Annotated in this window: 31 protein-coding genes; 10 read left to right on the forward strand and 21 right to left on the reverse strand. The window is 45.4% G+C overall.

Annotated features, from left to right (window positions below; all coding sequences use genetic code 11):
- Positions 1-23 precede the first annotated feature (23 nt).
- Positions 24-1,460: an MDR family MFS transporter gene (locus tag ACJA3J_RS13120; protein ID WP_406944291.1), complete on the reverse strand. Its 1,437-nt coding sequence runs from the start codon at positions 1,458-1,460 to the stop codon at positions 24-26.
- Positions 1,461-1,500: 40 nt separating this feature from the next.
- Positions 1,501-2,043: a GNAT family N-acetyltransferase gene (locus tag ACJA3J_RS13125; protein WP_406944292.1), complete on the reverse strand. Its 543-nt coding sequence runs from the start codon at positions 2,041-2,043 to the stop codon at positions 1,501-1,503.
- 128 nt (positions 2,044-2,171) lie between these two features.
- Here ACJA3J_RS13125 and guaC point away from each other — a divergent pair, with 128 nt between their 5' ends.
- Positions 2,172-3,155 (forward strand): GMP reductase, encoded by a 984-nt coding sequence (gene guaC, locus ACJA3J_RS13130; protein ID WP_406944293.1) that lies wholly within the window; start codon positions 2,172-2,174, stop codon positions 3,153-3,155.
- 22 nt (positions 3,156-3,177) lie between these two features.
- Here guaC and ACJA3J_RS13135 read toward each other — a convergent pair whose 3' ends face one another.
- From ACJA3J_RS13135 to ACJA3J_RS13155, 5 genes are all read right to left on the reverse strand, one after another.
- The gene (locus ACJA3J_RS13135) at positions 3,178-3,648 is read right to left on the reverse strand and encodes a GyrI-like domain-containing protein (RefSeq protein WP_406944294.1); all 471 of its coding nucleotides are present in this window, start codon (positions 3,646-3,648) and stop codon (positions 3,178-3,180) included.
- A gap of 191 nt (positions 3,649-3,839) precedes the next feature.
- The gene (locus ACJA3J_RS13140) at positions 3,840-4,703 is read right to left on the reverse strand and encodes a cupin domain-containing protein (protein WP_089652103.1); all 864 of its coding nucleotides are present in this window, start codon (positions 4,701-4,703) and stop codon (positions 3,840-3,842) included.
- Between the two features lie 117 nt (positions 4,704-4,820).
- A complete protein-coding gene (locus tag ACJA3J_RS13145; RefSeq protein WP_115894889.1) occupies positions 4,821-5,279 on the reverse strand; it encodes an SRPBCC family protein in 459 nt (152 codons plus the stop codon).
- Entirely contained in the window at positions 5,276-5,620 is a 345-nt protein-coding gene (locus ACJA3J_RS13150; RefSeq protein ID WP_406944295.1) for a MerR family transcriptional regulator, read from the reverse strand. Before ACJA3J_RS13150 ends, ACJA3J_RS13145 begins: the two co-directional genes overlap by 4 nt.
- Before the next feature lie 48 nt (positions 5,621-5,668).
- Positions 5,669-6,112: a GyrI-like domain-containing protein gene (locus tag ACJA3J_RS13155; protein ID WP_406946299.1), complete on the reverse strand. Its 444-nt coding sequence runs from the start codon at positions 6,110-6,112 to the stop codon at positions 5,669-5,671.
- A 65-nt stretch (positions 6,113-6,177) separates the two neighbouring features.
- On the opposite strand from ACJA3J_RS13155, the gene ACJA3J_RS13160 reads away from it, so the two are divergent.
- Entirely contained in the window at positions 6,178-6,540 is a 363-nt protein-coding gene (locus tag ACJA3J_RS13160; RefSeq protein WP_406944296.1) for a VOC family protein, read from the forward strand.
- Positions 6,541-6,546: 6 nt separating this feature from the next.
- On the opposite strand, the gene ACJA3J_RS13165 is transcribed toward ACJA3J_RS13160, so the two are convergent.
- The 6 genes from ACJA3J_RS13165 to ACJA3J_RS13190 all read right to left on the reverse strand — a co-directional run bounded on the left by ACJA3J_RS13165 (position 6,547) and on the right by ACJA3J_RS13190 (position 8,979).
- Complete coding sequence (locus ACJA3J_RS13165; RefSeq protein ID WP_406944297.1) at positions 6,547-6,843, reverse strand: hypothetical protein; 297 nt, start codon at positions 6,841-6,843, stop codon at positions 6,547-6,549.
- Positions 6,844-6,848: 5 nt separating this feature from the next.
- The gene (locus ACJA3J_RS13170) at positions 6,849-7,292 is read right to left on the reverse strand and encodes a GNAT family N-acetyltransferase (RefSeq protein WP_089652097.1); all 444 of its coding nucleotides are present in this window, start codon (positions 7,290-7,292) and stop codon (positions 6,849-6,851) included.
- 13 nt (positions 7,293-7,305) lie between these two features.
- Positions 7,306-7,605 (reverse strand): hypothetical protein, encoded by a 300-nt coding sequence (locus ACJA3J_RS13175; RefSeq protein WP_089652096.1) that lies wholly within the window; start codon positions 7,603-7,605, stop codon positions 7,306-7,308.
- A gap of 25 nt (positions 7,606-7,630) precedes the next feature.
- The gene (locus tag ACJA3J_RS13180; protein WP_089652095.1) at positions 7,631-7,810 is read right to left on the reverse strand and encodes a hypothetical protein; all 180 of its coding nucleotides are present in this window, start codon (positions 7,808-7,810) and stop codon (positions 7,631-7,633) included.
- Between the two features lie 13 nt (positions 7,811-7,823).
- Positions 7,824-8,249, reverse strand: coding sequence for a DUF4871 domain-containing protein (locus ACJA3J_RS13185; RefSeq protein WP_115894893.1), 426 nt, complete (start codon positions 8,247-8,249; stop codon positions 7,824-7,826).
- A gap of 118 nt (positions 8,250-8,367) precedes the next feature.
- A complete protein-coding gene (locus tag ACJA3J_RS13190; RefSeq protein WP_406944298.1) occupies positions 8,368-8,979 on the reverse strand; it encodes a hypothetical protein in 612 nt (203 codons plus the stop codon).
- 370 nt (positions 8,980-9,349) lie between these two features.
- Here ACJA3J_RS13190 and ACJA3J_RS13195 point away from each other — a divergent pair, with 370 nt between their 5' ends.
- The 4 genes from ACJA3J_RS13195 (at position 9,350) to ACJA3J_RS13210 (ending at position 13,157) form a co-directional block, all read left to right on the forward strand.
- Positions 9,350-9,850 carry a peroxiredoxin gene (locus ACJA3J_RS13195; RefSeq protein WP_115894895.1) on the forward strand — a complete coding sequence of 167 codons (501 nt, stop codon included), beginning with the start codon at positions 9,350-9,352 and terminating at the stop codon, positions 9,848-9,850.
- Positions 9,851-9,964: 114 nt separating this feature from the next.
- Positions 9,965-11,806: a prenyltransferase/squalene oxidase repeat-containing protein gene (locus tag ACJA3J_RS13200; protein ID WP_406944299.1), complete on the forward strand. Its 1,842-nt coding sequence runs from the start codon at positions 9,965-9,967 to the stop codon at positions 11,804-11,806.
- A 220-nt stretch (positions 11,807-12,026) separates the two neighbouring features.
- A complete protein-coding gene (locus tag ACJA3J_RS13205) occupies positions 12,027-12,254 on the forward strand; it encodes a YuzF family protein (RefSeq protein WP_089652090.1) in 228 nt (75 codons plus the stop codon).
- Between the two features lie 12 nt (positions 12,255-12,266).
- The gene (locus tag ACJA3J_RS13210) at positions 12,267-13,157 is read left to right on the forward strand and encodes a manganese catalase family protein (protein ID WP_089652089.1); all 891 of its coding nucleotides are present in this window, start codon (positions 12,267-12,269) and stop codon (positions 13,155-13,157) included.
- Between the two features lie 30 nt (positions 13,158-13,187).
- Here ACJA3J_RS13210 and ACJA3J_RS13215 read toward each other — a convergent pair whose 3' ends face one another.
- The 5 genes from ACJA3J_RS13215 to ACJA3J_RS13235 all read right to left on the reverse strand — a co-directional run bounded on the left by ACJA3J_RS13215 (position 13,188) and on the right by ACJA3J_RS13235 (position 18,035).
- Positions 13,188-13,661: a DMT family transporter gene (locus ACJA3J_RS13215; RefSeq protein ID WP_089652088.1), complete on the reverse strand. Its 474-nt coding sequence runs from the start codon at positions 13,659-13,661 to the stop codon at positions 13,188-13,190.
- 11 nt (positions 13,662-13,672) lie between these two features.
- Complete coding sequence (locus ACJA3J_RS13220) at positions 13,673-14,368, reverse strand: Crp/Fnr family transcriptional regulator (protein ID WP_406944300.1); 696 nt, start codon at positions 14,366-14,368, stop codon at positions 13,673-13,675.
- A 17-nt stretch (positions 14,369-14,385) separates the two neighbouring features.
- On the reverse strand, positions 14,386-14,811 hold the full coding sequence (locus ACJA3J_RS13225) for a DMT family transporter (protein WP_089652086.1): 426 nt from the start codon (positions 14,809-14,811) through the stop codon (positions 14,386-14,388).
- A 646-nt stretch (positions 14,812-15,457) separates the two neighbouring features.
- Entirely contained in the window at positions 15,458-16,972 is a 1,515-nt protein-coding gene (locus tag ACJA3J_RS13230) for a potassium/proton antiporter (RefSeq protein ID WP_089652083.1), read from the reverse strand.
- Positions 16,973-17,144: 172 nt separating this feature from the next.
- Positions 17,145-18,035 (reverse strand): NAD(P)/FAD-dependent oxidoreductase, encoded by an 891-nt coding sequence (locus ACJA3J_RS13235; protein WP_406944301.1) that lies wholly within the window; start codon positions 18,033-18,035, stop codon positions 17,145-17,147.
- A 110-nt stretch (positions 18,036-18,145) separates the two neighbouring features.
- On the opposite strand from ACJA3J_RS13235, the gene ACJA3J_RS13240 reads away from it, so the two are divergent.
- From ACJA3J_RS13240 to ACJA3J_RS13250, 3 genes are all read left to right on the forward strand, one after another.
- Positions 18,146-19,702 (forward strand): ABC-F family ATP-binding cassette domain-containing protein, encoded by a 1,557-nt coding sequence (locus ACJA3J_RS13240; RefSeq protein ID WP_115822321.1) that lies wholly within the window; start codon positions 18,146-18,148, stop codon positions 19,700-19,702.
- Positions 19,703-19,848: 146 nt separating this feature from the next.
- Positions 19,849-20,487 carry a YczE/YyaS/YitT family protein gene (locus ACJA3J_RS13245; RefSeq protein ID WP_406944302.1) on the forward strand — a complete coding sequence of 213 codons (639 nt, stop codon included), beginning with the start codon at positions 19,849-19,851 and terminating at the stop codon, positions 20,485-20,487.
- A 72-nt stretch (positions 20,488-20,559) separates the two neighbouring features.
- Positions 20,560-21,234 (forward strand): NAD(P)H-dependent oxidoreductase, encoded by a 675-nt coding sequence (locus ACJA3J_RS13250; protein WP_406944303.1) that lies wholly within the window; start codon positions 20,560-20,562, stop codon positions 21,232-21,234.
- Between the two features lie 55 nt (positions 21,235-21,289).
- Here ACJA3J_RS13250 and ACJA3J_RS13255 read toward each other — a convergent pair whose 3' ends face one another.
- Together ACJA3J_RS13255 and ACJA3J_RS13260 are read right to left on the reverse strand one after the other, a co-directional pair.
- Positions 21,290-21,697 carry an NUDIX hydrolase gene (locus ACJA3J_RS13255; RefSeq protein ID WP_406944304.1) on the reverse strand — a complete coding sequence of 136 codons (408 nt, stop codon included), beginning with the start codon at positions 21,695-21,697 and terminating at the stop codon, positions 21,290-21,292.
- The gene (locus tag ACJA3J_RS13260) at positions 21,648-22,442 is read right to left on the reverse strand and encodes a metallophosphoesterase family protein (RefSeq protein WP_406944305.1); all 795 of its coding nucleotides are present in this window, start codon (positions 22,440-22,442) and stop codon (positions 21,648-21,650) included. Before ACJA3J_RS13260 ends, ACJA3J_RS13255 begins: the two co-directional genes overlap by 50 nt.
- 102 nt (positions 22,443-22,544) lie before the next feature.
- On the opposite strand from ACJA3J_RS13260, the gene ACJA3J_RS13265 reads away from it, so the two are divergent.
- Positions 22,545-22,745 carry a hypothetical protein gene (locus tag ACJA3J_RS13265; RefSeq protein ID WP_406944306.1) on the forward strand — a complete coding sequence of 67 codons (201 nt, stop codon included), beginning with the start codon at positions 22,545-22,547 and terminating at the stop codon, positions 22,743-22,745.
- A 61-nt stretch (positions 22,746-22,806) separates the two neighbouring features.
- On the opposite strand, the gene ACJA3J_RS13270 is transcribed toward ACJA3J_RS13265, so the two are convergent.
- Complete coding sequence (locus ACJA3J_RS13270; RefSeq protein ID WP_406944307.1) at positions 22,807-23,520, reverse strand: alpha/beta fold hydrolase; 714 nt, start codon at positions 23,518-23,520, stop codon at positions 22,807-22,809.

Consider the following 23,520-nt stretch of genomic DNA (forward strand, 5'->3'; position numbering starts at 1 on the left):
CCTCTTGGAAAGGTTCTGCTTCTTTATGATTGCTGTTCCGGGGAATAATCCGGAGCCACGGCTTTTCTAATGAACAAAGAAACGATAAATGTGAGGACGGCAAGACCTAAAGCGAACCAATACGCCTGGTGCACCCCTACTGTCATAGCCTGGTCCATGACTTCACCTGTCACTTCTCCTGATACGTTGTTCAAATAGCTTCTTTCTCCCTGACTCATGATGCTTACGAAAATGGAAACACCGAGGGCCCCACCGATTGGCTGCAATGTATTGGCAATAGCCGTTCCGTGAGGGTACAAATGCTTTGGAAGCTCATTCAAAGCATTGGTTTGAGAAGGCATAAGCACCGCTGAAACCGCCAGCATCAATAACACATAGGCAAGAATAAAGGACCAAACAGGAATGGAAGGTCCGATATTGCTGAAGAAAATCATGACACCTACAAGGACTAATGTACCCGGAATAATTAATTTCCTTGGACCGAATTTATCAAAAAGCGTCCCCATCACCGGCGACATCAAACCATTTAATAGAGCTCCAGGAAGCAGCAACAGCCCGGCGGTCTTGGCTGAGAACCCTAATGGCCCCTGCAGATACATCGGCATGACGATTTCTGACGCGAACATCGCCATGATGACGATTACGAAAATGGTAATCCCTCTTGCATAACTTTTATACGTAAATACGCGCACATCCAACAAAGGTTCTTCCAATTTCAATTGTCTCAGAACAAATAGAATCAAACTAAGAAAGGCGACGCCTAAAATGATAAGGATATTAACAGAAGAGAACCCTTCTCCACTTTCCCCAGCGCTGCTGAACCCATAGACGATGCCGCCAATTCCAATGGAGGACAAAACAATCGAAAGGATATCCGCTTTCGGCCGCGTGACTTCACCTACATTTTCCAAATACTTGATGGCGAACAGAATCGAAAACAATGCAAACGGAATGACGGTAATGAACAGCCATCTCCAACCCAGCACGTCTACGATAACACCGGAAAGTGTCGGCCCAATGGCTGGAGCGAACATGATGACAAGACCGAACGTACCCATGATCCGACCACGTACTTCCGGTTCATAAAGCAGTAACAATGCGTTCATGATGACAGGAATCAATAACCCGGTTCCTACCGCCTGAATCATCCGTCCTGTCAACAGCATCGGAAAGTTAAAGGCAGATGCTGCAATGATCGTCCCTGCTAAGAAAACCGTCATGACACCGATGAACATTTGTCTCGTCGTAAACCATTGGATGAGTAACGCAGAAACCGGCATCAACACACCCATGACCAGCATGAAGCCGGTGGCCATCCATTGGACCGTAGGCGCTTCCAGCCCGAAAACCTCCATCAGTTCCGTGAGTGCAATATTAAGCAGCGTCTCATTCAAAACGGCAAAAAATGCGCCGATCATGAATGTAACGAGTATGATTTTTCTATTGTAGTGCTTTTCCATCTCTATCCCTCTACTTCTCTTTATTTAAAATCCGAACATTCTACTTCTTCCATTCGTCTGCTAGAATTCCATAGATCGTGTGGTCGACATAATGGTCATACAACCATTCTGCACACCTGATTGTGCCTTCCTCCTTGAACCCAAGCCGTTTGGGGATCGCAGCGCTTTTTTCATTTCCACTTGCCACACGAATCTCCACTCGGTTCATGTTCAATTCCAATAAGGCGTAATCAGTCAACGCTTTGGCCACTCGTGTCATGATTCCCTTTCCCTGGAACTCTTGCCCGAGCCAGTAACCGATTTTCACGATTTTATTGGTGTGGTCGATTTCATTGAACCCTGCCGTACCAGCAATGTCACCATTATAGATTACCATAGTTGTCATGCTTTTGTTTTCTGAAAAGCCTCGCCTTCCAGATTCAATAAATGATTTCGTGTCTTCCACTGTTTTCGTAAAATCAAGCCATGGCAGCCACTCACGCAAATACTCGCGAGATCCATCTGTCAGTTGAAATAATGCATCCGCATCTTCTGGACCTGCAAGTTTGAGTGAAAGCCCACGATCAACCTTATGTACAAACATACTTTCTCCCCCTTTTTCATCATTTTACCATGAACCTTTGACAACGGAACAAAGATAAGGTAAATTACAAATGCACGAACAATAAAATTAATTAACCATAAAAATATTCGGTTTTAGGAGTGACATCCATGGAAAATGTATTTGATTATGAAGATATTCAACTGATTCCCGCAAAATGTGTCGTAAACAGCCGTTCGGCTTGTGATCCATCCGTAAAGCTCGGCAACCATACATTCAAACTTCCTGTCGTACCTGCGAACATGCAGACGATCATTGATGAAACGATCGCTACTCAATTAGCAAAAGAAGGTTATTTCTATGTCATGCACCGCTTTGAGCCGGAAACTCGTTTGTCTTTCGTCGAAAAGATGCATGAACAAGGATTAATTGCTTCCATCAGTGTCGGTGTGAAGCCAGAGGAATACGAGTTTGTCCAGATGTTAGCAGCGAAGGAACTGGCGCCGGAATACATCACGATCGATATCGCTCACGGACATTCGACGGCTGTTATTGATATGATTCAACACATCAAACAACAGTTACCGGAAACGTTTGTGATCGCCGGAAATGTCGGAACACCTGAAGCTGTGCGTGAACTTGAAAATGCAGGCGCCGATGCCACAAAGGTCGGAATCGGCCCGGGGAAAGTATGCATCACAAAAATTAAAACCGGCTTTGGTACAGGTGGCTGGCAGCTGGCAGCGTTGCGCTGGTGTGCAAAAGCAGCAAGCAAACCCGTCATCGCTGATGGAGGCATCCGCACACATGGAGACATCGCCAAATCCATCCGTTTTGGAGCGACGATGGTCATGATCGGATCTCTTTTCGCAGGCCACGAAGAGTCCCCTGGTGATACGGTTGAAAGAGACGGTAAGCTTTACAAGGAATACTTCGGCTCCGCTTCTGAGTACCAAAAAGGGGAAAAGAAGAACGTGGAAGGTAAGAAAATGTTTGTGGAACATAAAGGGGCCCTCCAAGATACGTTGACGGAAATGGAGCAGGACCTGCAATCCGCCATCAGTTACGCAGGCGGAACTGATCTTGACAGCATCCGCCACGTCGATTATGTCATCGTCAAAAATTCCATTTTCAATGGAGATAAAGTCTATTAAAAAAGAGCCCTCCCAGGGCTCTTTAAGTTTTGATCGGAATATAAATTTCAAAATGAGGGTCATCAAAATCCCGGTCAACCGGATACTTTTCGAATTTCAATGGCAGCCCATCGTAATATTCCGTGTCAGATTCAAGGTACGGCTTCGCATTTCCATCTCGGAACCATTGGTAAATCGATGCATAGGTTTCACCGATCTCTCTGCCTTTCGGATGATGAACGTTCATATATGTATGATGCGGTACGTTCATTTCCTCATACTCTGCATGACTCTTCTCATTTTCCACCTCGAAACCGCTAAAATGGACAAAGCCATTTTCAATCGTATGAAAAGATAACCCCCATTGGTAATCCGGATCCACAGGTTTTATTTCTTCTTTTTCGCTCCCCACCTTTCTAATCACTTCTTTTAATCCAGGGATTTGTTCATAACTTCCTTCCCATTTACGTCCTCTTACCTTGAACGCAGGTAAAGCAACAATGTTTACTTCCACGACATGACCTCCTTTATTCATTAGATTCTCCATGCCTGAAGTCATTTCCTCCAGTAACTTAAAAGTACTTGATTGAAAGATTCCAAGGCAATGCGGTACCTAATAGCCGCGCGATGAACCTCCTATACCCATCTTTCTATCTATTCCTTAAACCATAAAAGAAGGACCTCCGTTACAGAAGGTCCTTCTTTTTACTCTTCAGCAGCCATAGCATCTGCTTTCGTTTTATGAACGGTGCCGAAAGGATGCTCAGGCGGTGCATAGATGGAATAAAGTTTCAACGGCTGTTGACCTGTATTTGTCAGATTATGCCACTTACCTGCAGGTACCATGATAGCGAAATCATCAGACACTTGCTGCTGGAAATTCAACTGATCTTTGGTATCCCCCATTTGGACGAGTCCTTGCCCTTCTTCAATCCTCAAAAACTGATCCACGTCAGGATGGAGTTCTAAACCGATATCATCCCCCACCGCGATACTCATCAACGTCACCTGTAAATGGTCTCCCGTCCATAGAGCTGTGCGGAATGTACGATTTTGTGTCGTCGCTTCTTCGATATCGAGGACGAATGGCTGCCCGCCATAATCTTTGATTACAATCCGGCCTTCTCCCCGAGACAGTGCTACGATTCGGTTGGTCGTAACAGCCTTATCGTGACAGGCTCTGTAGAATACATCCCCCAGCTGATTCCCCTGGTTTTCCATATACGCTTTTTGATACTTTTCAAATTCTTCGACCCCTTGGTCATACCCGGCTCTCAACCCTTCTTCAAACGTGCGGAAGTTCGCTTCTTCCCTTTCATATTCCGGTTGCTCGCCAGTGAATGATGTATATAAATTCTTAAAATGGTCCAAGTGCCTTTTCTCATTCTCTAATGCTTGACGGATTTCGCTTTTATACGACTCATCTGGTGCTACATCAACCAATTGACTGAAGATTTGAATGGCAGAATCTTTCTTTTTGATTCCTTCTAAAATATCTTCGGTGTTTTGCTCAGCACTTCTAAACGACCCAGCATTCGGGTATCCATACCCATACGGAATGTGACTCATACACCTCATCCCCTTCTCCAAACTATAAACATTTCTATGCAGGGAAAGAGGAAATCATACGTGTACACATTTCCATATCATGGACAAGGCATAACAAACCCGTCCTCACACGGGTTCTTAAACGTTCGTATGCGTCGCTTCTTTTTCAACACGATCGAGAAATTCTTCTACGACACGCTCATTCCCCTTTTTATTCGCCAGTTTCATCATGGCCTTTCCGACGAAGTTTACCCCTTTGTTTTGGCCGGAATAAGTGAGCCTTGTATGTTCTTCATCCACTTTCTCCAGTAAAAAAGAGGCGGTCACTTCAAAAGCTCGTCCGATGACGAAAGCGATTTTCTTATGCTTGCGCTCAGGAGATTCTTCATAGGCAAGCGTCTCAACCGTATAGGTTTCCAGGCGCTTTCCTTCCCGATACGTTTGGCGGTGTTTGGCCCCTACTTCTGTTTCCGTTTTTTCAATCAGTTCATGCTCTTCCACTTTTGGCATGATTCGTTTGATGTTGTAGTCTCTGAAAAGCTCCCACACTTCATCGATGGGTGATGCAATCACTCTATCATTTTCCCATTGGATCATTCATCTTCCTCCCTGCCAGATTCTAAAAATGCATCAATATCAGCAAGTCTTTCTTGGAGATCATGAATCTCTTCATGGATCTTTCTGCGTTTTTCGAGCAGAAGTTCTTCCATGTGTAAAAAGGATTCACCCTCCATCACTTTTACCATTTCCTGAATGGTGAAACCAAGCGCCCGGAGCTTCCCGAGCATGAGCGCTAAAAAGTAACTGCCATCATCATAATACCTGTAACGGTTATCTGGATGAATGTACGCAGGCTCAAGCAATCCGACCTCTGCATAGTACCGGAGCGTTTCTTTACTGAGCCCGGTCAGTTCTGAGAATTCGCTGACTTTATACACGGTGTGCCCTCCCACTTCCTATAGTAAACCGTGGGGTGCACCACAGAGTCAACTCCGTACCGTTTCCCAAAGTTCCATGTGGAGCTGTTCCTTGTCCTGCCATGAATGGTAAACTTCCACATGCCAAGCCTCCAGGTCTCGGGGATATCCCTCCCGCTCCATCCATTCGTGCAGCGAGGCATAAGCTTCTCGTATTCCATCGTTTGAACCTTTATATGTAGTCATAACATACGTTTGTTTTTCTATTTTCAAATGGTCCATATCATCTGGAATGGTTTCGTCCTGATCCATAGGGACTCCGATCCAATACCCATCATCCTCTTCCTTACACTCTCCCGGGATAAAAGCTCCCACTTGGACGTCCGCATTAGGAAAACGCCCGCGAAGTTTTTCAACTGCTTTTGGAATTTCTACAATGTAATCTTCTCCATCACACACAACTCTGTAACCTATGAGAGTGAAGGCTTCTTTTTCTTCCACCTTGTTATTCATTTTCAAAAAAATGACATCCTTTCATGGTATGGTAGTAATATAAACTTTTTATAGGAGGGATCGATTTGAAAAGTCCGATCGACAACCGCCTCAATACGACATTCATTCCTGTCACTGACATCAAACACTCCGCTCAATGGTACAGTGCATTGATTGGAGAACCTTATACTGAGGAAAATGTCCATCCCCCTGTTTACCATCTCCCGATGACGACTCATACAGGCGTCATCCTTGATGGAGGGTCAGAAAATGTTGAACCATCGCCGCATCCCCTTTTCAATTTTCATACAGATGATATCGATGCATCCTACCGCTTCGTCGAGCAGCTTGGTTACATCATCAAGAGTGATATTCAAAGGTTTGACGACATTTCTTTTTTTAACATTCAAGACCCGGACGGGAATGTCGTGATGGTTTGCACAGGATAAAACACCTTATCCATACACATATTGAAGTGAACCGAAGAACAAAGAAAGTAAGAAAGTAGCTAAGGAAAAAACCACGATGGTCCTCCCATGTTTCACGGCCCTTCTTATGTAAATCACAACAGGTGCACAGAGCAACGCCAGCCAAAAGACCATAAGCACCAGCGGCACCTGTATTTCCCATATGTGTTCGATGCCGTATAACAAAGGATAGTTGGCGATCAAGCCGCACAACAAGAAAACCCCCATCCCGTTCTCTCTTATTCTCCGCCACCGCCATCTTCGATCAAACTCCTCACCTTTCATCTATCTCATCCTTCAGGAAAGGACTTTTTATAAACATAACTGACCCGGTCGTAATCCACTTTTCCTTCATAAAACCGATGAGCCATCAGCCTGCTGATCCCAGAAGAAAGAGCGACACTTCCCAGTCCATGTTCTTGTGCCCAATCTTCAACGAAAGTCAGCAACTCTTCGCCGTATCCTTGAGAACGATGCGCAGAAGATGTCACTAAATCACAAACCCAGACAAAACGACCATAATACAAGGTGGTCATCTCTTTGAAACCCGTAACGGCAACCACCTCTTCCCCCGCATATAGAGCAAAAAGATGATAGCGGTCCACGTCCATCGCCTCTTCCACCAATTCCACATACTGCTCTTCACTTAAATGTGACCTCAATTCCTTCATTACCGGATACGCAGATTTAATTTCTTCTGTAGTCTTCAACTCGATCACTTCACTACCTGTCATACCTTTTCCCTCCTCAATGATTGATGATGGCTATTACCCATGGAGATGCTAGAAGCAGCACCGATCCGAACACAATGATTCTAGTCATACTTCTGGAGAGTTTCTTTTTTCCTTTCCCCTTGTACCAACCAGAAAACTGCCAGCGGTTTCTGTAAAGCACGAATAGAATTCCATACACACCGACGGCGCCAAGCCATTGGTACTCTCCGGATAAAGGATGGACGTTATAGAAAGGACCAAGAACGACCCAGACCAGCGCACCTCCGAAAATGAACAGGAAAACGATCCGCACCAACTCTAATAAGACTCTCATAAAATAAAAACCTTTCTAAATAAACTTAAAGACTCATACCGATGTAGATGACCATCGCCGCGACGAAAAAGCTTGCCAGGAACAATCCTCTTTGGATGCGTGTCCAATTTTTCATCCATCCCCACCGCTTCCGATCATGATCGAACCAAAGGTAATCTAGAAGAATGGCGATCGCTAAAATGATTACGAACCCTGCCGTTTCCACATGAAACCCTCCTTTATTCCTTCACATGCACAAGGATTGTCCCGAACGACTCCCCGTCAATTCTCGTATCCAACTTCCATTCTCCGCTCTTTGGTAGAGACATATTCGATGGAAGAGACGCATCTGCTCCATTCACCGGCCCCGCGATTTCTGAAGCTTCCAGAACGGTGACTGTTTTCCCCGTTTCCGTATGTGTGCCTTTTACTTTGAATGCACCCTCCAGTTCTTCTTCACTTCCCCAAAAGTGCCACATGTACTTTTGCGTTTCACCTTCGATCCATGGGGCATCGATGAAAGCGACTCTGTCAGGAATTCCTCTCATCGTGTAGGATCCGGCTTCGAAATCTTCGGTTTTTGTGGTAACGGGAGACTCTTCATTTCCGGTCTGCTGACAGCCTACACACATCATGAATAAAGCCATCCATATAATTTTTTTCATAACATCCTCCTCTGCAATATTCCCTAAGAAAGGAAACTCTTTCTTAATGACTGAAGTGACCCCCGAAGAAGGAATTTTAAAGGACTCTATTCAAAGGCCTTCTTTTCTTAACTCCCATTCAATAACTCATTTGAAGCATCTCATCCCCAGAAGACGGATCGTACACAAAACGCCCACCCCCTCGTTCAATCCGCAGGTTCTCTTTCATAAAAACGAAGAGTTCTTCCATCTTTTCTTCATCTTCCTCCAATGCCGATCGTTCCAAGTCTATAATGACATTGGGAACAAGGTTCAAGTCTTTAAAATCAGGCAGCGAATCGTCCCCCTGGTACTTGCCAGGTACATCAGAGATATGTACCAAATGGGACACCACATCTTCCATATCCTTAACAAATGGTTGAAGATCCCTCTCTAGTTGTTCTTCATAATAACTACTTGCATAGGTATCCTTCATGACTTGGGAATCCCTTGTTTCATAGATTAGAAAATTGACCCCTGTTTTCTTATGCGTTACTTTTGCAGCGTAATCGAATTCGTGATTTCCCATATTGTCATAGAGCACGTCGTAGACTTCCGCCTGTCCATCAAAATGTTTTTGTATATAATCTTCTCCAAGCTCTTTCGCCTTCGTTTCCAAACTCGCATTTGGGGTCATTTCATAAATAAAAAGTAAGATGATCGCTATTACGATGGTTCCGATACTCCCGATGATCCAAAGAATTGCTTTCACCTTCTCACCACCCTTTTTCAATTATACCAAAATATGGGTATCTTTTCTCTTATTCATCTAAACGGTTATCCACCTTGCTCCTTTTCATAGAATGAAAGGCTGAGCTCCTTTTGCATTTTCAAGGAAAGAAAGGGTATGTCAGTTTTTTCGTTACAACAAATCCATTAGTATGTCACGCCCTTCCTAATAAATTCAATACAACACTTGTAAATCCTTTAAGAAGAAAACAACCCATTACTCCTACATGTCTCTCCTAAGTACACTAGATGAACGAAACCATATCATTGGATGTCGAAAAAAATAATTACTTTTAACTAGAAAAGGGTATGGGGATGTATGAGCGATAAAAATGAAAAGGGAGTGTCATTCCATGAGCTTTAAATTATATCAGCATGCCCCGGACTTCAAACTGTCTTCCGTCCAGGGAGAAGAGTTCCATTTTTCCGAGGACTTAAAAGGAAATAACCATTGGTACTTATTCGTATATTTTCGCGGTTCGTGGTGCCCTGTGTGCATGAGTGAGCTGGACGAGTTCCAGAATACGTTAAGTTACTTTGAAGAACACGACATCAAATTCGCCGCGATTACACATGAAAGCAAGGATAGTTTGGAAAAAATGGTGAACGAACATGACTTCACCTTCCCGATTCTAATGGATGAGAACCTGAAGTTTCTCTCCAACTACCAGGTTCATTACCATGATGAGCATGCACCCTATGAAGATCACGGAACGCATGGAGAGCCTGCTTACTTTTTAACAGATGAACAAGGGCGCGTCCTTTACCAGCAGCGACAGACAAGTCCGTTCGGCCGTCCGCATCCGGATGAAATCAGAAAGATCATCAAGTATATCCGAGAGAATATGAAATAATGAAGAGCGAGCTTCTATCTTGGAAGCTCGTTTTTTATGTGTAAAGAGCTCCTTCTGAATCAAGCATCCGCTTCATATAAAAGAGTAGGATGGAATAAAAGAGGGTGAATCATTGTGAACGAAAGGATCCACGAAGCAATTGCTCAACTGACCGCTGAAATTCATGCACACCAGACGGACGACGGGAGTTTGCATTTTTGTTTTGAAAACAGTCTGATGACTGATGCCAATATGATTCTTCTGCTCCAAACGTTTACGAAAGAAAAAGGGCTCATCAAACGGTTGTGCGCGCGTCTCTCTTCTCTTCAAAACGAAGAAGGGTACTGGAAGCTCTATGCGGACGATGAAGGGAACCTTTCCGCAACGATTGAAGCGGTTTTCGCTCTTCTTAACGCTGGATACTATACAAGTGATGACCTCCAGATCAAGAAAGCCAAAGCATTTATCCGGAAGCATGGCGGGCTGAACCGTGCTCATTCTTTGACCAAAATCACATTGGCCATCCACGGACAGTATCCATGGCCGAATCTATTCCATTTGCCTGTTCACATCATTTTACTACCTCCTTCTTCTCCCATTTCTTTCTTTGATTTCAGTAGTTACGCTCGCGTCCACATGGCACCAATTCTGCTCTTATCCGATCAACCTTTTGTGATGAAAAACAAACAAATTCCCGATATGAGTGACTGCTTCATTCGGGAGGATCAAGAGCTGCTTCCTGAAAAAAGCCGGTCGTTATTGACAAGTGTCCAGGATGCCGTCAAATCCCTGGCTGGACTTCCTCATAAACTCTATCTGCTCTCAAGGCAGCGCCTGCTCACCTACATGCTGCAGCGCATCGAGTCGGATGGAACATTATACAGCTATTTCACATCCACTTTTTATATGATTTATGCTTTGGTGAGTTGTGGTTATCAAAAGCATGACCCCATCATCAAAAAAGCCATCCAGGGGCTGATCCACCATGCTTGTTCCACGGAGCGTGGTCTCCATATTCAAAACTCACCTCCTGATATATGGGATACGGCATTGTTGAGCCATGCCCTTCAAGCTCATCCCGCATCCGATGTCCCTTTACATGAAGCAGAACAATTTCTTTTGAAACACCAACAGACCAAATTCGGAGACTGGATGGTAACGACCAGCCATACAGAACCTGGCGGATGGGGATTTTCTAAAAGCAACAGGATTCATCCTGACGTTGATGACTCGACAGCTGTTTTGCGGGCCCTCCGTAAAGATCCAACCCTCCAGAGCCACTACACGAGAGGGTTGAAGTGGGTGCTCGCGATGCAGAATGATGACGGCGGTTGGCCTGCTTTTGAGAAAGGGAAGACGAATCCTCTTATGAAATTTGTCCCCATGGACGGGGCGGAGTACGCAAGCATCGACCCTTCGACAGCAGACTTGACGGGCCGGACACTCGAATTTCTCGGTACCGACGCACGTTTCCCTCTAACGGAACCTCGTGTGCAAAAAGCTCTGAACTGGCTGCGCTCCCATCAGGAAAATGATGGATCCTGGTATGGACGCTGGGGGATCACTTATATTTACGGTACTTGGGCCGCCCTCACGGGTATGCGGGCCGTAGGAGTAAGTAAGGATGACCGTTCCATCAAAAGAGGCATTCATTTTATTGAAAGCATTCAGAATGAAGACGGTGGATGGGGAGAATCGTGTAAAAGTGATCAGGAGAAAATCTACATTCCTTTAGGAGATAGTACCCTTTCGCAAACCTCCTGGGCACTGGATGCCCTGATGGCGGTGTACGAAAGACGGGTACCGAGCATTGATAGAGGAATCGCTCGTTTGCTTCGAAAACTGGAAGAGAAGGATTGGACGTATCAATACCCGACAGGAGCAGGCCTTCCAGGAAACTTTTACATCTACTATCACAGCTACAACTATATTTGGCCGCTCCTCGTATTGAAAAAATACTTATCGCTCAGTCCTTAGTTACTGGGAGTTGAGCAATTCAGGAAAGTTGATAATATAATTCTGAAAGTCGCTAATAAAACGCCGAAACCTGCTAATAAAAGCCGGAAAGTCGCTAATATACCGCAAACCATAATTGGGCATACAAACCTTCGCCTCTTTTTCCAACGAATGATGCCTAAAACGGAGGTTTGTACATATACATCATTAAGTGAGACTACCTGCGAAGGGAGCAGAATGAATGAATTCTCAAAACGTATCCATGAATTCCGCTATCGATCCTTATGTGTACCAAACGCTCATGTCCATTCAAGGCACCCCTGTCGTCGTCCAGACGACGCAAGGGTCTGTACGCGGCGGGTTGAAGACGGTCATGCCGGATCATATTGTCGTCGAGGTGAGTGGGACCCCATTTTTCGTACGGACCCAGCAAATCGTCTGGGTGTTTCCTGATCAACGCTACAAGTAAAAGGAGGATGTCATGTTTAAGCGACTCGACCGGATGCAGATTGCTCTGACCATTCCTGAACACGGCGACGCGAATGCGGCGGCTGCTGTTCAAGAACTTTTAGGTGGAAAGTTCGGCGAAATGTCTACGTTGAATAACTACATGTTCCAGTCCTTCGCTTTTCGCCAAAAGAAAAAACACCGTCCATTTTACGATCTAGTTGCAAGTATTACAGCGGAAGAATTCGGGCATGTCGAACTCGTAAACAATTCCATCAACCTGCTCACTCGCGGAGTGACTTTTACCGGGGATCCTAATATCGCTCCCCTTCAAAACGGCTTGAACAAAAGGAATTCGTATCAATTCATTGCTACAGCACAAACGGCCCTCCCAGGCGATTCAATGGGACGGGCCTGGACAGGAGACAATGTTTTTTCAAGTGGTAACCTGGTGCTGGATCTATTACACAACTTTTTTCTCGAGCTCGGTGCACGAACACATAAGATGCGTGTCTATGAAATGACCGATCACCCGACAGCACGTGAAATGATCGGCTACTTACTTGTCCGAGGAGGTACACATGCCCTTGCTTATGCGAAAGCTTTAGAGATCGCCACAGGTGTCGATGTAAAAAAAATGCTCCCTGTTCCTGATCTCGACAACTCTAAGTTCGATTATGCCCGCCCCTACATCGACCAGGGACTGGATAACATCCTGTACACATGGAGCGACTATGATTACCAGGAAATCAAAAAGATATGGAAAGGGACGAACCCTGAGAACGGTGAGCCGCTTCAAGTCATTCAAGGTACTCCAAAAGGCGCTCCGATTCCGGATCTCGATGACCTGCCGGAAGAATTCGCACCTGGCATCGACCGGGATGATTATGAGCGGATTGCCAAGAAACTGATGGAGAATATGTAACGAAAAAAAAGCGTGATCCTCCATTTGAGGTCACGCTCTCATTTGTTCCATTTCCTCTTCTTCTTCCACAGGTGGTTTTTCCAATTTATACACTAGCACCCCACCGATCAACAAAGCGATTCCCACAAGCTTCGTCACCGAAAGAGGAGCAGCATCGAAGCCAAACCATCCTCCCGTATTGACGGCAAAAGCGATGACGATTTGTGATATGAGAGCTATAGAAATCGCATAGGCAGGGCCGATCAGTGTAACCCCGCGCATGAGGCAGAACACGATCCCTACTCCGAAAACGCCACTGAACAGAAAGATTTTGTTCACATCTCCGAATTCAAACAAGCTCCTTTGTTCCATGGCATAAAAGACGGGCAGAGAACAGACAAGCCCTAAACCGAGTACAAGTGATGTCGTCGCCCACGCTCCTGTTTTTTCACTGACGCGCGCATTGAACACATTCTGCATACTGATCAAAATACCTGCCACGACAGAAAATAATACGCCAAGCATTATATCCCTCCTTATTCATAGATGTTTCCGTTTGCCAGGTTTCGGAGTTTTTCCAAATCTTTAATCTTAATCGACCCATTCGCTCGTACGATAATCTCATCTGAGACCATTTTTTTCAGCACTCTGTTCAAATGGCGGTAACTCGTCCCCACCCATTCGGCGAGTTCTGTCAGATTCGCCGTCCGCATCTCCTGATGAAAAAGTGTCCCTTCCCCATCTGAAGAAATCGATAAGAAATAACTGGCCAACCGCACTTCGACAGGATAGAGCATATGCAGGCTAGACGCCTGGGATTCGGAATAAAACTTGTGCGCCACCGTCTCCAGTAAAAACCGAATGAATGGAGGATGATTGCTTTCGAGATCCTTCAAGTTCTCAAAGGATGCAGCAATCATCACTCCATCAGATACAGCCTCGACAGAATTGATGACCGAGCTACCTTTTACATATTCGACATCACCGATGACTCCAAGCGGACGTTTGAACCGGTTGATTAAAGACTTCCCTTCCGGCGTCAGGGTGAAAATTTTGATCTTCCCCTCAACGAGTAGATACATGTCATTCAACGTTTCCCCAGGTGCAAAAAGAACATCACCTTTTGTAAATGTGAACACGTTGATTTTTGGAACGAATTCTTCAGGAAAGATCCGTGCCAGATCGTACTTTTCGATATATGGATGTGGATTGATTTTTTTGTTTTCTTTCATAAAAAACTAACTCCTTTTTACAACTGGAAAAGGATGACACCCACGAGCATCATAGCGATACCGATTCCCTGCCTTTTCGTCACAGGAATTTTGTTCTCACCGAACCAGCCTTTGGATTCGATGACAAAAGCCGTGCCGATTTGTGCCACGAGTAGAATGGCGATGGCACTCGCCGGGCCGATCATTTTGATTGCCGTCAATTCTGCAAAAACGACGACAACTCCAAACGTCCCTCCAATCAAATAAAGGAAGGGCACTCTTTTAAAGCTTTTCCCTTTTCCATCTCTGACATAAAAATAAACGAGAATGGATATCGTGAAGGCGACCAGATGGACCATCGAAGTGGTATGCCAGCCGCCTATAGAATCACTCATCCTCGCATTGAAGATGCCCTGCATCGTGATGCACAAGCCTCCGAGTAGTGAAAATAAAGCACCTTTCATCGTTCATCCTCCTGTTCTGAAATCCATTTAAAAGGATGACGGCGATTTCGGAAAGGACATATGTCCTAAAGCCTTAATTTTATCACATATTTTCAAAATGCCAGGGTTGTGGAAGACTCGATTTTGAGATGTTCCGGGGTTCGTTTGCCGTGTTGAGCATAAGGGGTGGCTGGGAAGCAGCTCGCTTTCCTGTGGGGGAGCGCCGAGCTTCCTCGGACTGCGTCCTGCGGGATCTCGCCTGTCTCCTTCTCCCACGGGAGTCTCGCAGCTTCCCAACCACCCCATCCAATTTATGTGAGAAACGAACCCCTTTCCTGTACAGCGCTCTATAACAAGCTTTTCGCATGAAGAATAGCTTCCTTAGGAGGTCATTCCCCACCAAATACCATGTGTATAAAGGCAGCTTATTCCGGAAGTGGTTTCGAGATAATTATATTGGCAGAGGGGCGGAGGAGAATGGCGAGACTCCTGCGGGAAAAAAGTGCTTGGTGAGACCCCACAGGACGCAGTCCGAGGAGGCTCACCGCGCTCCCGCGGAAAGCGAGCCATTCCCCGCAGCCCCTATCCACTCAACAAAAGTCTCGAAACTGACCCTTCACAAAAGGGACCTTTAGTGGAAAAGATGCATCCATAAGAAAAAGACGCTTTAGGAAGAAGCGTCTTTTTCTTTCATGAGCTGTTCACTTTTTTGTACACGCTGCTCCAACGTTTTCTTCAGCTGTTCCTTGTACTTATCTTCCACAAGAATGTACAGGAAGTCTCCGGCTTTAATTTCCGTCTCACCATAAGGCGTGATGACTTCATTGTTCCGGATAATGGCACTGATGTTGGCGCGATTCGGGAAGCTGACTTCGTGAAGCTTTTTGCCGACGACGGCTGATTCGTCATTGGTTTGATATTGAATCATTTCCGCCTTGGCATTCCCCATGGAAATCAATTCAATGCTATGGTGCGGGATGTCTTTTTTCGGTCCGACCAGGTTCATTTTTTTCGCCACAAGCGAAATCGTAGATCCCTGGACGAGTGCTGAGGTCAGCACAACGAAGAAGACGAGATTGAATAAGGCCTGACTGTTCTGCAGCCCCTCCACAATAGGAAAGGTTGCAAGGACGATCGGTACAGCCCCGCGCAAGCCTGCCCAAGATATGAACAGTTTTTCTTTCGTTGAATAGTTCATCTTGATCATCGATAAGAAAACAGCAATCGGTCTTGCGATTAAAATAAGCACGATCGATAGCAAAATACCGTTGACCATGATAGAAGCTGTAAACAATTCACTTGGGAATACATAAAGCCCTAGGATAACGAACATGAGAATTTGCGCCATCCAGGCAAATCCTTCATTGAACTGGAAGATCGAATAACGATACGTCAGTTCACTATTTCCGATTACAAGTGCCGCTACGTAAACGCCTAAGAATCCACTACCTCCACTAAAAGCGGTGATGCTGTAGGTCGCCAAAGCAAAAGCAACGGAAAAAATCGGATACAAGGCACTTGAATCCAATTTGATGCGATTGATGGATGCAGATGCCAATCTCCCTAATGCTAGACCAATAATGATGCCAAGGCCCATTTGAATGAAAAACGTCGGGATGAGCATCCAGAACGATGATTGTTCTGAGGTAATCAATTCAATGAGAGACAATGTCAAAAAGACGGCCATCGGGTCATTCGTTCCAGACTCCGCCTCGAGGGTCGCCCCCATTTTCGCCTTGATGTTTCTTTCTTTCAATGCCGCAAAAACGGCCGCTGCGTCGGTTGATCCAACGATGGCACCGAATAAGAACGATTCCAACCAACTCAATTCGAACAATAAATAGGCGGCAAGCCCCACGATAAGGGAAGTGATCAACACCCCAAAAGTAGCGAGGGATAACGAAGGTACAGCAACGGAGCGCACCGTCCCCCATTTCGTATGTAGACCACCTTCGAACAAAATGATGACGAGGGCAAATACACCGATGACCTGGGCCGTACCGGCATCACTGAAATAAACGATTCCGAGTCCTTCACTGCCAAAAGCCATGCCGACCATGATGAACAAGATCAATGCAGGGATGCCCCAACGGCTGGAAAACTTCGCTACAAGCACACCGCTGAATAATAATAATGCAGTAAGTAATAAAAATGAATCCGTCCCAAAAGCGTCAAAAAACATGTAGGTTTCGATTCTCCTTATGCACTCAATTTAATTTGAATGATTTGGGTTTCTGTCTTTGAAAACAGTAGATGGAGCGTGGGTAGATGAAACAAAAGTAGAATGTTCATGATAGGAAATGTAAATGATATATCCATCATTATCCTATATCCATGAGTTGAAATCAAAGAAATCACCTTCTCTCTTTTAACCATTTGTGTATCCATACACTAGCCTGTGCCCCGTCCCCCATAGCTGTCGTCACGAATTGAGAATGGTCTACCACATCCCCCGCTGCCCATACGCCTTCCATACTGGTCATTTTTGTCCTTGGATGCACAACGAGGTGTCCTTTCTCTGTTGCATCAGCTCCGAGTTTGACCGCTAGATCTGATTGCACCCGATTCCCACTGAAAGCAAGAAAAGCCTTTTTGATCTCCCAGCGATGGTCGTCCGCTGTCAGAACGGCTTCTAGTAAGCCTTGGTTGTGCTCGAACTTGCTGACTTCCACCTGCTGAACAAGGATTCGGCGGTCTCGAAGCTTCCCTTGCATCTCAAGAGATAAAGGCGCCCCGCTATGATTAAAGAAAATGATATCGTCGCTCCAGTCTTTTAACGTAAGCGCCAGTTGCGCCCCCGCTTCTCCACTCCCCACAACTGAGGTCTTTTGGCCTGTGATTTCATACCCATCACAGTCCGGACAAACATAAATGGATAAGCCTAAGCATTCTTTGATGCCGGGAATAGGTGGGAACTTTTCATCAATCCCTGTAGCAAACAAGACCGTTCGAGTCGGGATTGCTTCCCCCTCTTCTGTTTCAACGATGAAATTTGAATGGACATCGACGACTTTCCCTTCCAGTGTTTCCACCCCAAAGGATTCCGCTTGTTTTTTACCGTCATGACGGAGCTGTTGGCCACTGACTCCATCAGGAAACCCGATGATATTGTTATACCTGTGGCACAGACTGGACCGCCCTTGGCCACTATCGATCATTAACACCCTATGCTGGTACCTTCCGAGCATGATTCCTGCCTGCAAACCTGCGATTCCTCCACCGATGATGATGCAATCATAAGACAAACCCACCCACTCCTTTCCTCAACTCTTCCTACTTTTCCCCTATCGTTTCCCCTCATTCCCCTTTATAATATAGAAGGACGAATCTAACGATAGAAAAGGTGTTAACTAAAATGAGCTTACTCACAGTGAAAAACTTGAGCCACGGCTTCGGGGATCGTGCGATCTTTGATGACGTGTCTTTTCGTTTGTTAAAAGGAGAACACATCGGCTTGATCGGAGCGAATGGTGAAGGCAAGTCGACATTTATGAATATCATTACAGGAAAGCTTGAGCCGGATGCCGGGAAGATCACCTGGTCGAAGCGGATCCGTATCGGTTACCTCGATCAGCATGCTGATTTAAAACAGGGCATGACCATCCGTGATGTTTTGCGTACAGCTTTCCAATACTTGTTCGATATGGAACAGGAGATGAACGATCTTTTTGCAAAGATGGGCGAAGTCGATCCGGATGAACTTCAGGATCTATTGGAAGAGACAGGTGTCCTTCAGGATATGCTGACGAATAATGACTTCTATACGATTGATGCAAAAGTGGAAGAAGTGGCGAACGGACTCGGTCTGAATGAAATCGGACTCGAGCGTGATGTTCATGATCTCAGTGGCGGGCAGCGTACGAAAGTTCTACTTGCAAAGCTGCTGCTTGAAAAGCCGGAAATTCTGCTTCTCGATGAGCCGACCAACTACTTGGATGTTGAGCATATCGAATGGCTGAGAACGTATCTTCAGGAATATGAGAATGCCTTCATCCTCATTTCCCACGACATTCCGTTCCTGAACAGTGTCGTCAACTTGATCTATCATATGGAAAACCAGGAGCTGAGCCGCTACCCTGGCGACTATGATGAATTCCTTCGCGTTTATGATATGAAGAAACAGCAGTTGGAAGCCGCCTATAAAAAGCAGCAGAAAGAAATTGCCAACCTGAAGGATTTCGTAGCCCGCAACAAAGCCAATGCGGCTACAAGTAAAATGGCGATGAGCCGTCAGAAAAAGCTTGATAAGATGGACGTCATCGAACTGGATGCCGAAAAGCCGAAACCGCAGTTCAATTTCAAGCAGGCCCGGACACCAGGGAAATATTTGTTTGAAACGAAAGACCTTGTCATCGGTTATGATGAGCCTCTGTCCAGGCCTTTGAACCTATCGATGGAACGCGGTCAGAAAATCGCCTTGTCCGGGGCGAACGGAATCGGTAAAACGACTTTGCTGAAAAGTATTCTCGGTGAAATCCAGCCGGTTTCAGGATCCGTCGAGCTTGGCGAGCATTTGCACATCGGTTACTTCGAGCAAGAGTTGAAGGAAATCGGTGACAACACGTGTATCGAGGAAGTATGGGAGGAGTTCCGTCACTTCACTCAATACGAAGTGCGAGCGGCGCTAGCGAAATGCGGATTGACTCGTAAACATATCGAGAGTAAAGTCCAAGTATTGAGCGGAGGGGAAAAGGCGAAAGTCCGCCTCTGCAAACTAATCAACAAAGAAACGAACCTGCTCGTACTCGATGAGCCCACGAACCACTTGGATGTAGATGCCAAGGCTGAGTTGAAGCGTGCGTTGAAAGAGTACAAAGGAAGCGTCCTGCTCATCTCACACGAACCTGAATTTTATGAAGATGTCGTCACAGATGTGTGGAACTGCGAAGACTGGACGACAAAAGTCTTTTAAAAGAGGAAATCCCCCTATGGTGGGCGTCCATTTTCTTTCCAAATTTTTTTGATTGACCTATAAAATAATCGCTAATAAAATGTGGTCACGATTTAGAGGAATCCTCTACTCGTGACCACTTTTTTTATGGAAAGGAGGCATTTGTCATGCTTTATCGTGCCATCGTTTACCTTGTCGGCATGTTCATCAATTTCTTCGGGGTCGCCCTTCTTATCAACGCGACACTGGGAGCTGGGTTTTGGACTTCGTTCTTCATCGGAGTGTCCGATCATTTCGGTTACACCGTCGGATTTTGGTACGGGGCTTTTCAATTGATCATTATTTTCATCAATGCCAAGTTGATGAATACACTCCCTGAATCGAGGGCGGTCGTACCTGTGTTTCTGGAAAGCTTGATCTTGGACTTCTGGTTGGAAATTGTTTTTGCTCCGATCAACTTATCAAGCGCCCCTTTCGCTTTGCAAGTCTTGGCGCTGCTTGCAGGAGTCGGGTTCATCGGATTGGGAGTCGCGATCTACATCCTCCCTCAGTTCCCGAGAGCTCCAGTCGATCAGCTGTTCCTTGCCGTAAGTTCCAGGTTTCAATTGAGTCTTCAGACAGGTCAAACGTTGGTCGCGGTGGTCATGACAAGCCTTGCTCTTGCCATTGGTGGACCGGTCGGACTAGGAACCCTTGCACCGATGCTCTTTCTTGGACCCGTGATTCAATACTTCTACACAAGAGCATATCCGATCTATTATCGTTTACATCCTGGTGGAGAAGCCGCTTATCAGGAAGCTGTGTAAAGCATAAATCATGAATTCTCTCCCTCCCCTGTGGTATATTATTTTGGAAATCAAAGAAGGAGGGAAAGAAAGATGAGTGACAAAGAAACGAAAAAGCAGGAAATTTTAGACGCGGCCAAGTTCAGGCATGCGACCAAGCAATTCGATCCGAATCAAACCATTCCAGAAGATGATTTCAAATTCATTCTGGAAGTCGGCCGCTTATCCCCGAGCTCGTTCGGTTTCGAACCATGGCGGTTTGTCGTCGTTCAAAATCCTGAACTGAGACAAAAAATCAAAGACACAGCCTGGGGTGCGTATGGGAAACTCCCGGATGCCAGTCACTTCGTCATTTTCCTGGCAAGAACGAGGAAAGATACCCAGTATGATTCCGAATACTTGCAAGATCACTTCAAAAACGTCAAACAACTGCCAGATGATTTCCTGGAAAAATATTTAAGCCGGATCGAAGAGTTCCAAAAGGAAGACTTTGAACTTCTTGAAGGCAAACGCCCTCTTTATGACTGGGCTGGAAAACAAACGTACATTGCTCTATCCAACATGATGACAGCCGCAGCTGAAATCGGCATCGACTCCTGCCCGATTGAAGGCTTCAACATGGAGAAGATGAACAATCTTCTGGAAGAAGAGGGTCTTCTCGAAGACGGGAGCTTCGGCATTTCGGTCATGTGCGCCTTTGGATACCGTGCCCAAGAACAGCCTGAGAAATCACGCCGCTCTCTTGACGATGTAGTAAAATGGGTCTAATAGATAAAAAAGGAACTTCCACCGAGGAAGTTCCTTTTATCTTTTTGCATGAAAATCAGAAGTCTACCAAGAATGGCTGCCGGCTTTCATCTAAGCACAGCTCGATTCTTTCCCAGAAATTCCCCCATGTCACCATGTCACGTGCTTCCTCCAAGGGGAAAAAACCTACTTCCAACGCTTCTTCTGTCGTCCTCAACGTTCCTCCTACCGCTTCCCCTAAGAATAACGTGTTGCATATGGAGCGATCGACATTTTGGAATACGCCGCAAAACCTTGTGATCTCAATGTCCAACCCGCATTCTTCTTTCGTTTCTCTGATGGCGGCCTCTTTCAAGGATTCGCCTTCCTCCACTTGACCTCCAGGCATCTCCCAGCCACGCTTTGGTCCTTTGATTAGGAGCACTTCCTTTTCTTCATTCGTTATAATGGTTGCTGCTGATACGATGTGCTTCGGTGGTGTCATGATGTGTCCTCCTGTTTTTTTGAAAAATCTTTAGAATCACTTCCTTACGTGGGAAGTCGATCTGATTCAAGTATTCTACATATGTATCCATTGGGTAAGGAACCTTGCGTTTGATAAATCGAACTTTTCTACCATCTATTTCAATGATTCCATAACGCGCATAGGGCTCATCATAACACCCTAAGGAGCCTGGATTAAAAAACACTCTCTCGTTCATGGAAAAATGATGGACGTCGTGGTCATGGCCAAAGCATACGACCGTCTCTGCTTCTAATTCATCTAACTGCGAAAAGTTTTCCTCATTCGGTGGTACAAGTTGATCGAATGGATCCTCACTAATGGGCTGCTGACTCGATTTCGAGTCCATCGGATAATGTGTAAACTGAAAAGTACGTGCTTCAATCTTTGTATTCACCTGCCGCGGAAGACTTTCCAGCCAATTCGCATACCTCTTGTACAAGCGGTCGGCGATCCACTGGTGATGCTCCTTCACATCGATTCTGCTTTCAGGATAAGGATTCCCATTCATAAGGGCAAGCACAGCTTCGTCGTGATTTCCTCTCACAATTTCTGTATCCTTTAAAGAATAAAAGTATTCGCACACTTGATTGGAAAAAGGACCGATTCCGATGAGATCTCCCATACAAAAGAGATGATCCACACGTTGTTCCTTTATATCACGAAGTGCAGCTTTGAGGGCATAAATATTTCCGTGCACATCAGTCAATACAGCAAGCCGTTTCATCCCTACACCCTCCTTCTTTTGTCAAAAGTTAGGTTTACCCTTGCGTCCAAGCTTCCCTTTCCTATATTCATAGAATAGAGTATCCCTCTATGATGGAAGGAGGTGATCGATATATTTCGTATGGGAGACCGCATTGAAGTGTTTTCTGCCGGAAGATCTCTTGGCACAGGTGTCTTTATCCAGTTCAGTTCAAAAAATGAAGAACTCAACCTCAATAACGATTTTCTCTTATGGGTAGAAGACAAAGACCAATCGGCTCATATGACGGATATGAATTCCATCAACATCCGTAAGATCACTTAATCAGTCTTTGAAAACCGAACCTGGAGCGTTCGGTTTCCTTTATTTTATGCTTAACTTTGTTTCAGGATTCCCTGTTAGAAAGGAACACATCCAAGGTCTTATTGTACAGATCCGGTTGTTCTGAATGGACCAAATGGGAAGCAAAGGGAAGAACAGCTACATGAATGGAGTCGGATTGTTCTTTGTAAACCGTCACGCCCTTGACTTCATGTTCCTGACCCTCCCCGATCAAAAAAAGGACGGGCATATTCAGGGACTGTATGGAACTCGTCGCTTCAAAAGGGTACCATTCTTCATTCTGGCCCATATGAATAAACCTTTGCCACCCCTCTCCATGGAGAGAATCGAAGTAAGCACATGCGTCTTCATCGTTTAATAGATTCATGCGGACCCTGGACTCTTCTTCATTCATAGATACCCAATTTTCCGGTTTGAGAGGGGTCACCCCTGAAATGGTCAATGTCCGAACAAGTTCAGGATGTCTTTTTGCTAAAAATAGCGCAACTAAAGCTCCGAATGAACATCCTGCGATATGAGCACTTTTGATATACATAGAACGTAAAGTTTCTGCCAAATCATCGGCGGCATGGGTAAAATAGTCATCCAAGTCGTCAGCCGGAGAATTCCCATGCCCTCTTAAATCAGGTGAAATCACCTGATATTTCGAGGAAAAATACTCCCGCTGCTTTTCAAAATCCGTCCTACCCGTCTGTAAGCCGGTGTGCAGGAAAACGAGAGGTTCCCCTTCTCCTACCATGTCTGTATGCAAAATCAT

This window comes from Halobacillus sp. SY10 (genome assembly GCF_045401165.1).
Taxonomy (GTDB): Bacteria; Bacillota; Bacilli; order Bacillales; family Halobacillaceae; genus Halobacillus; species Halobacillus aidingensis.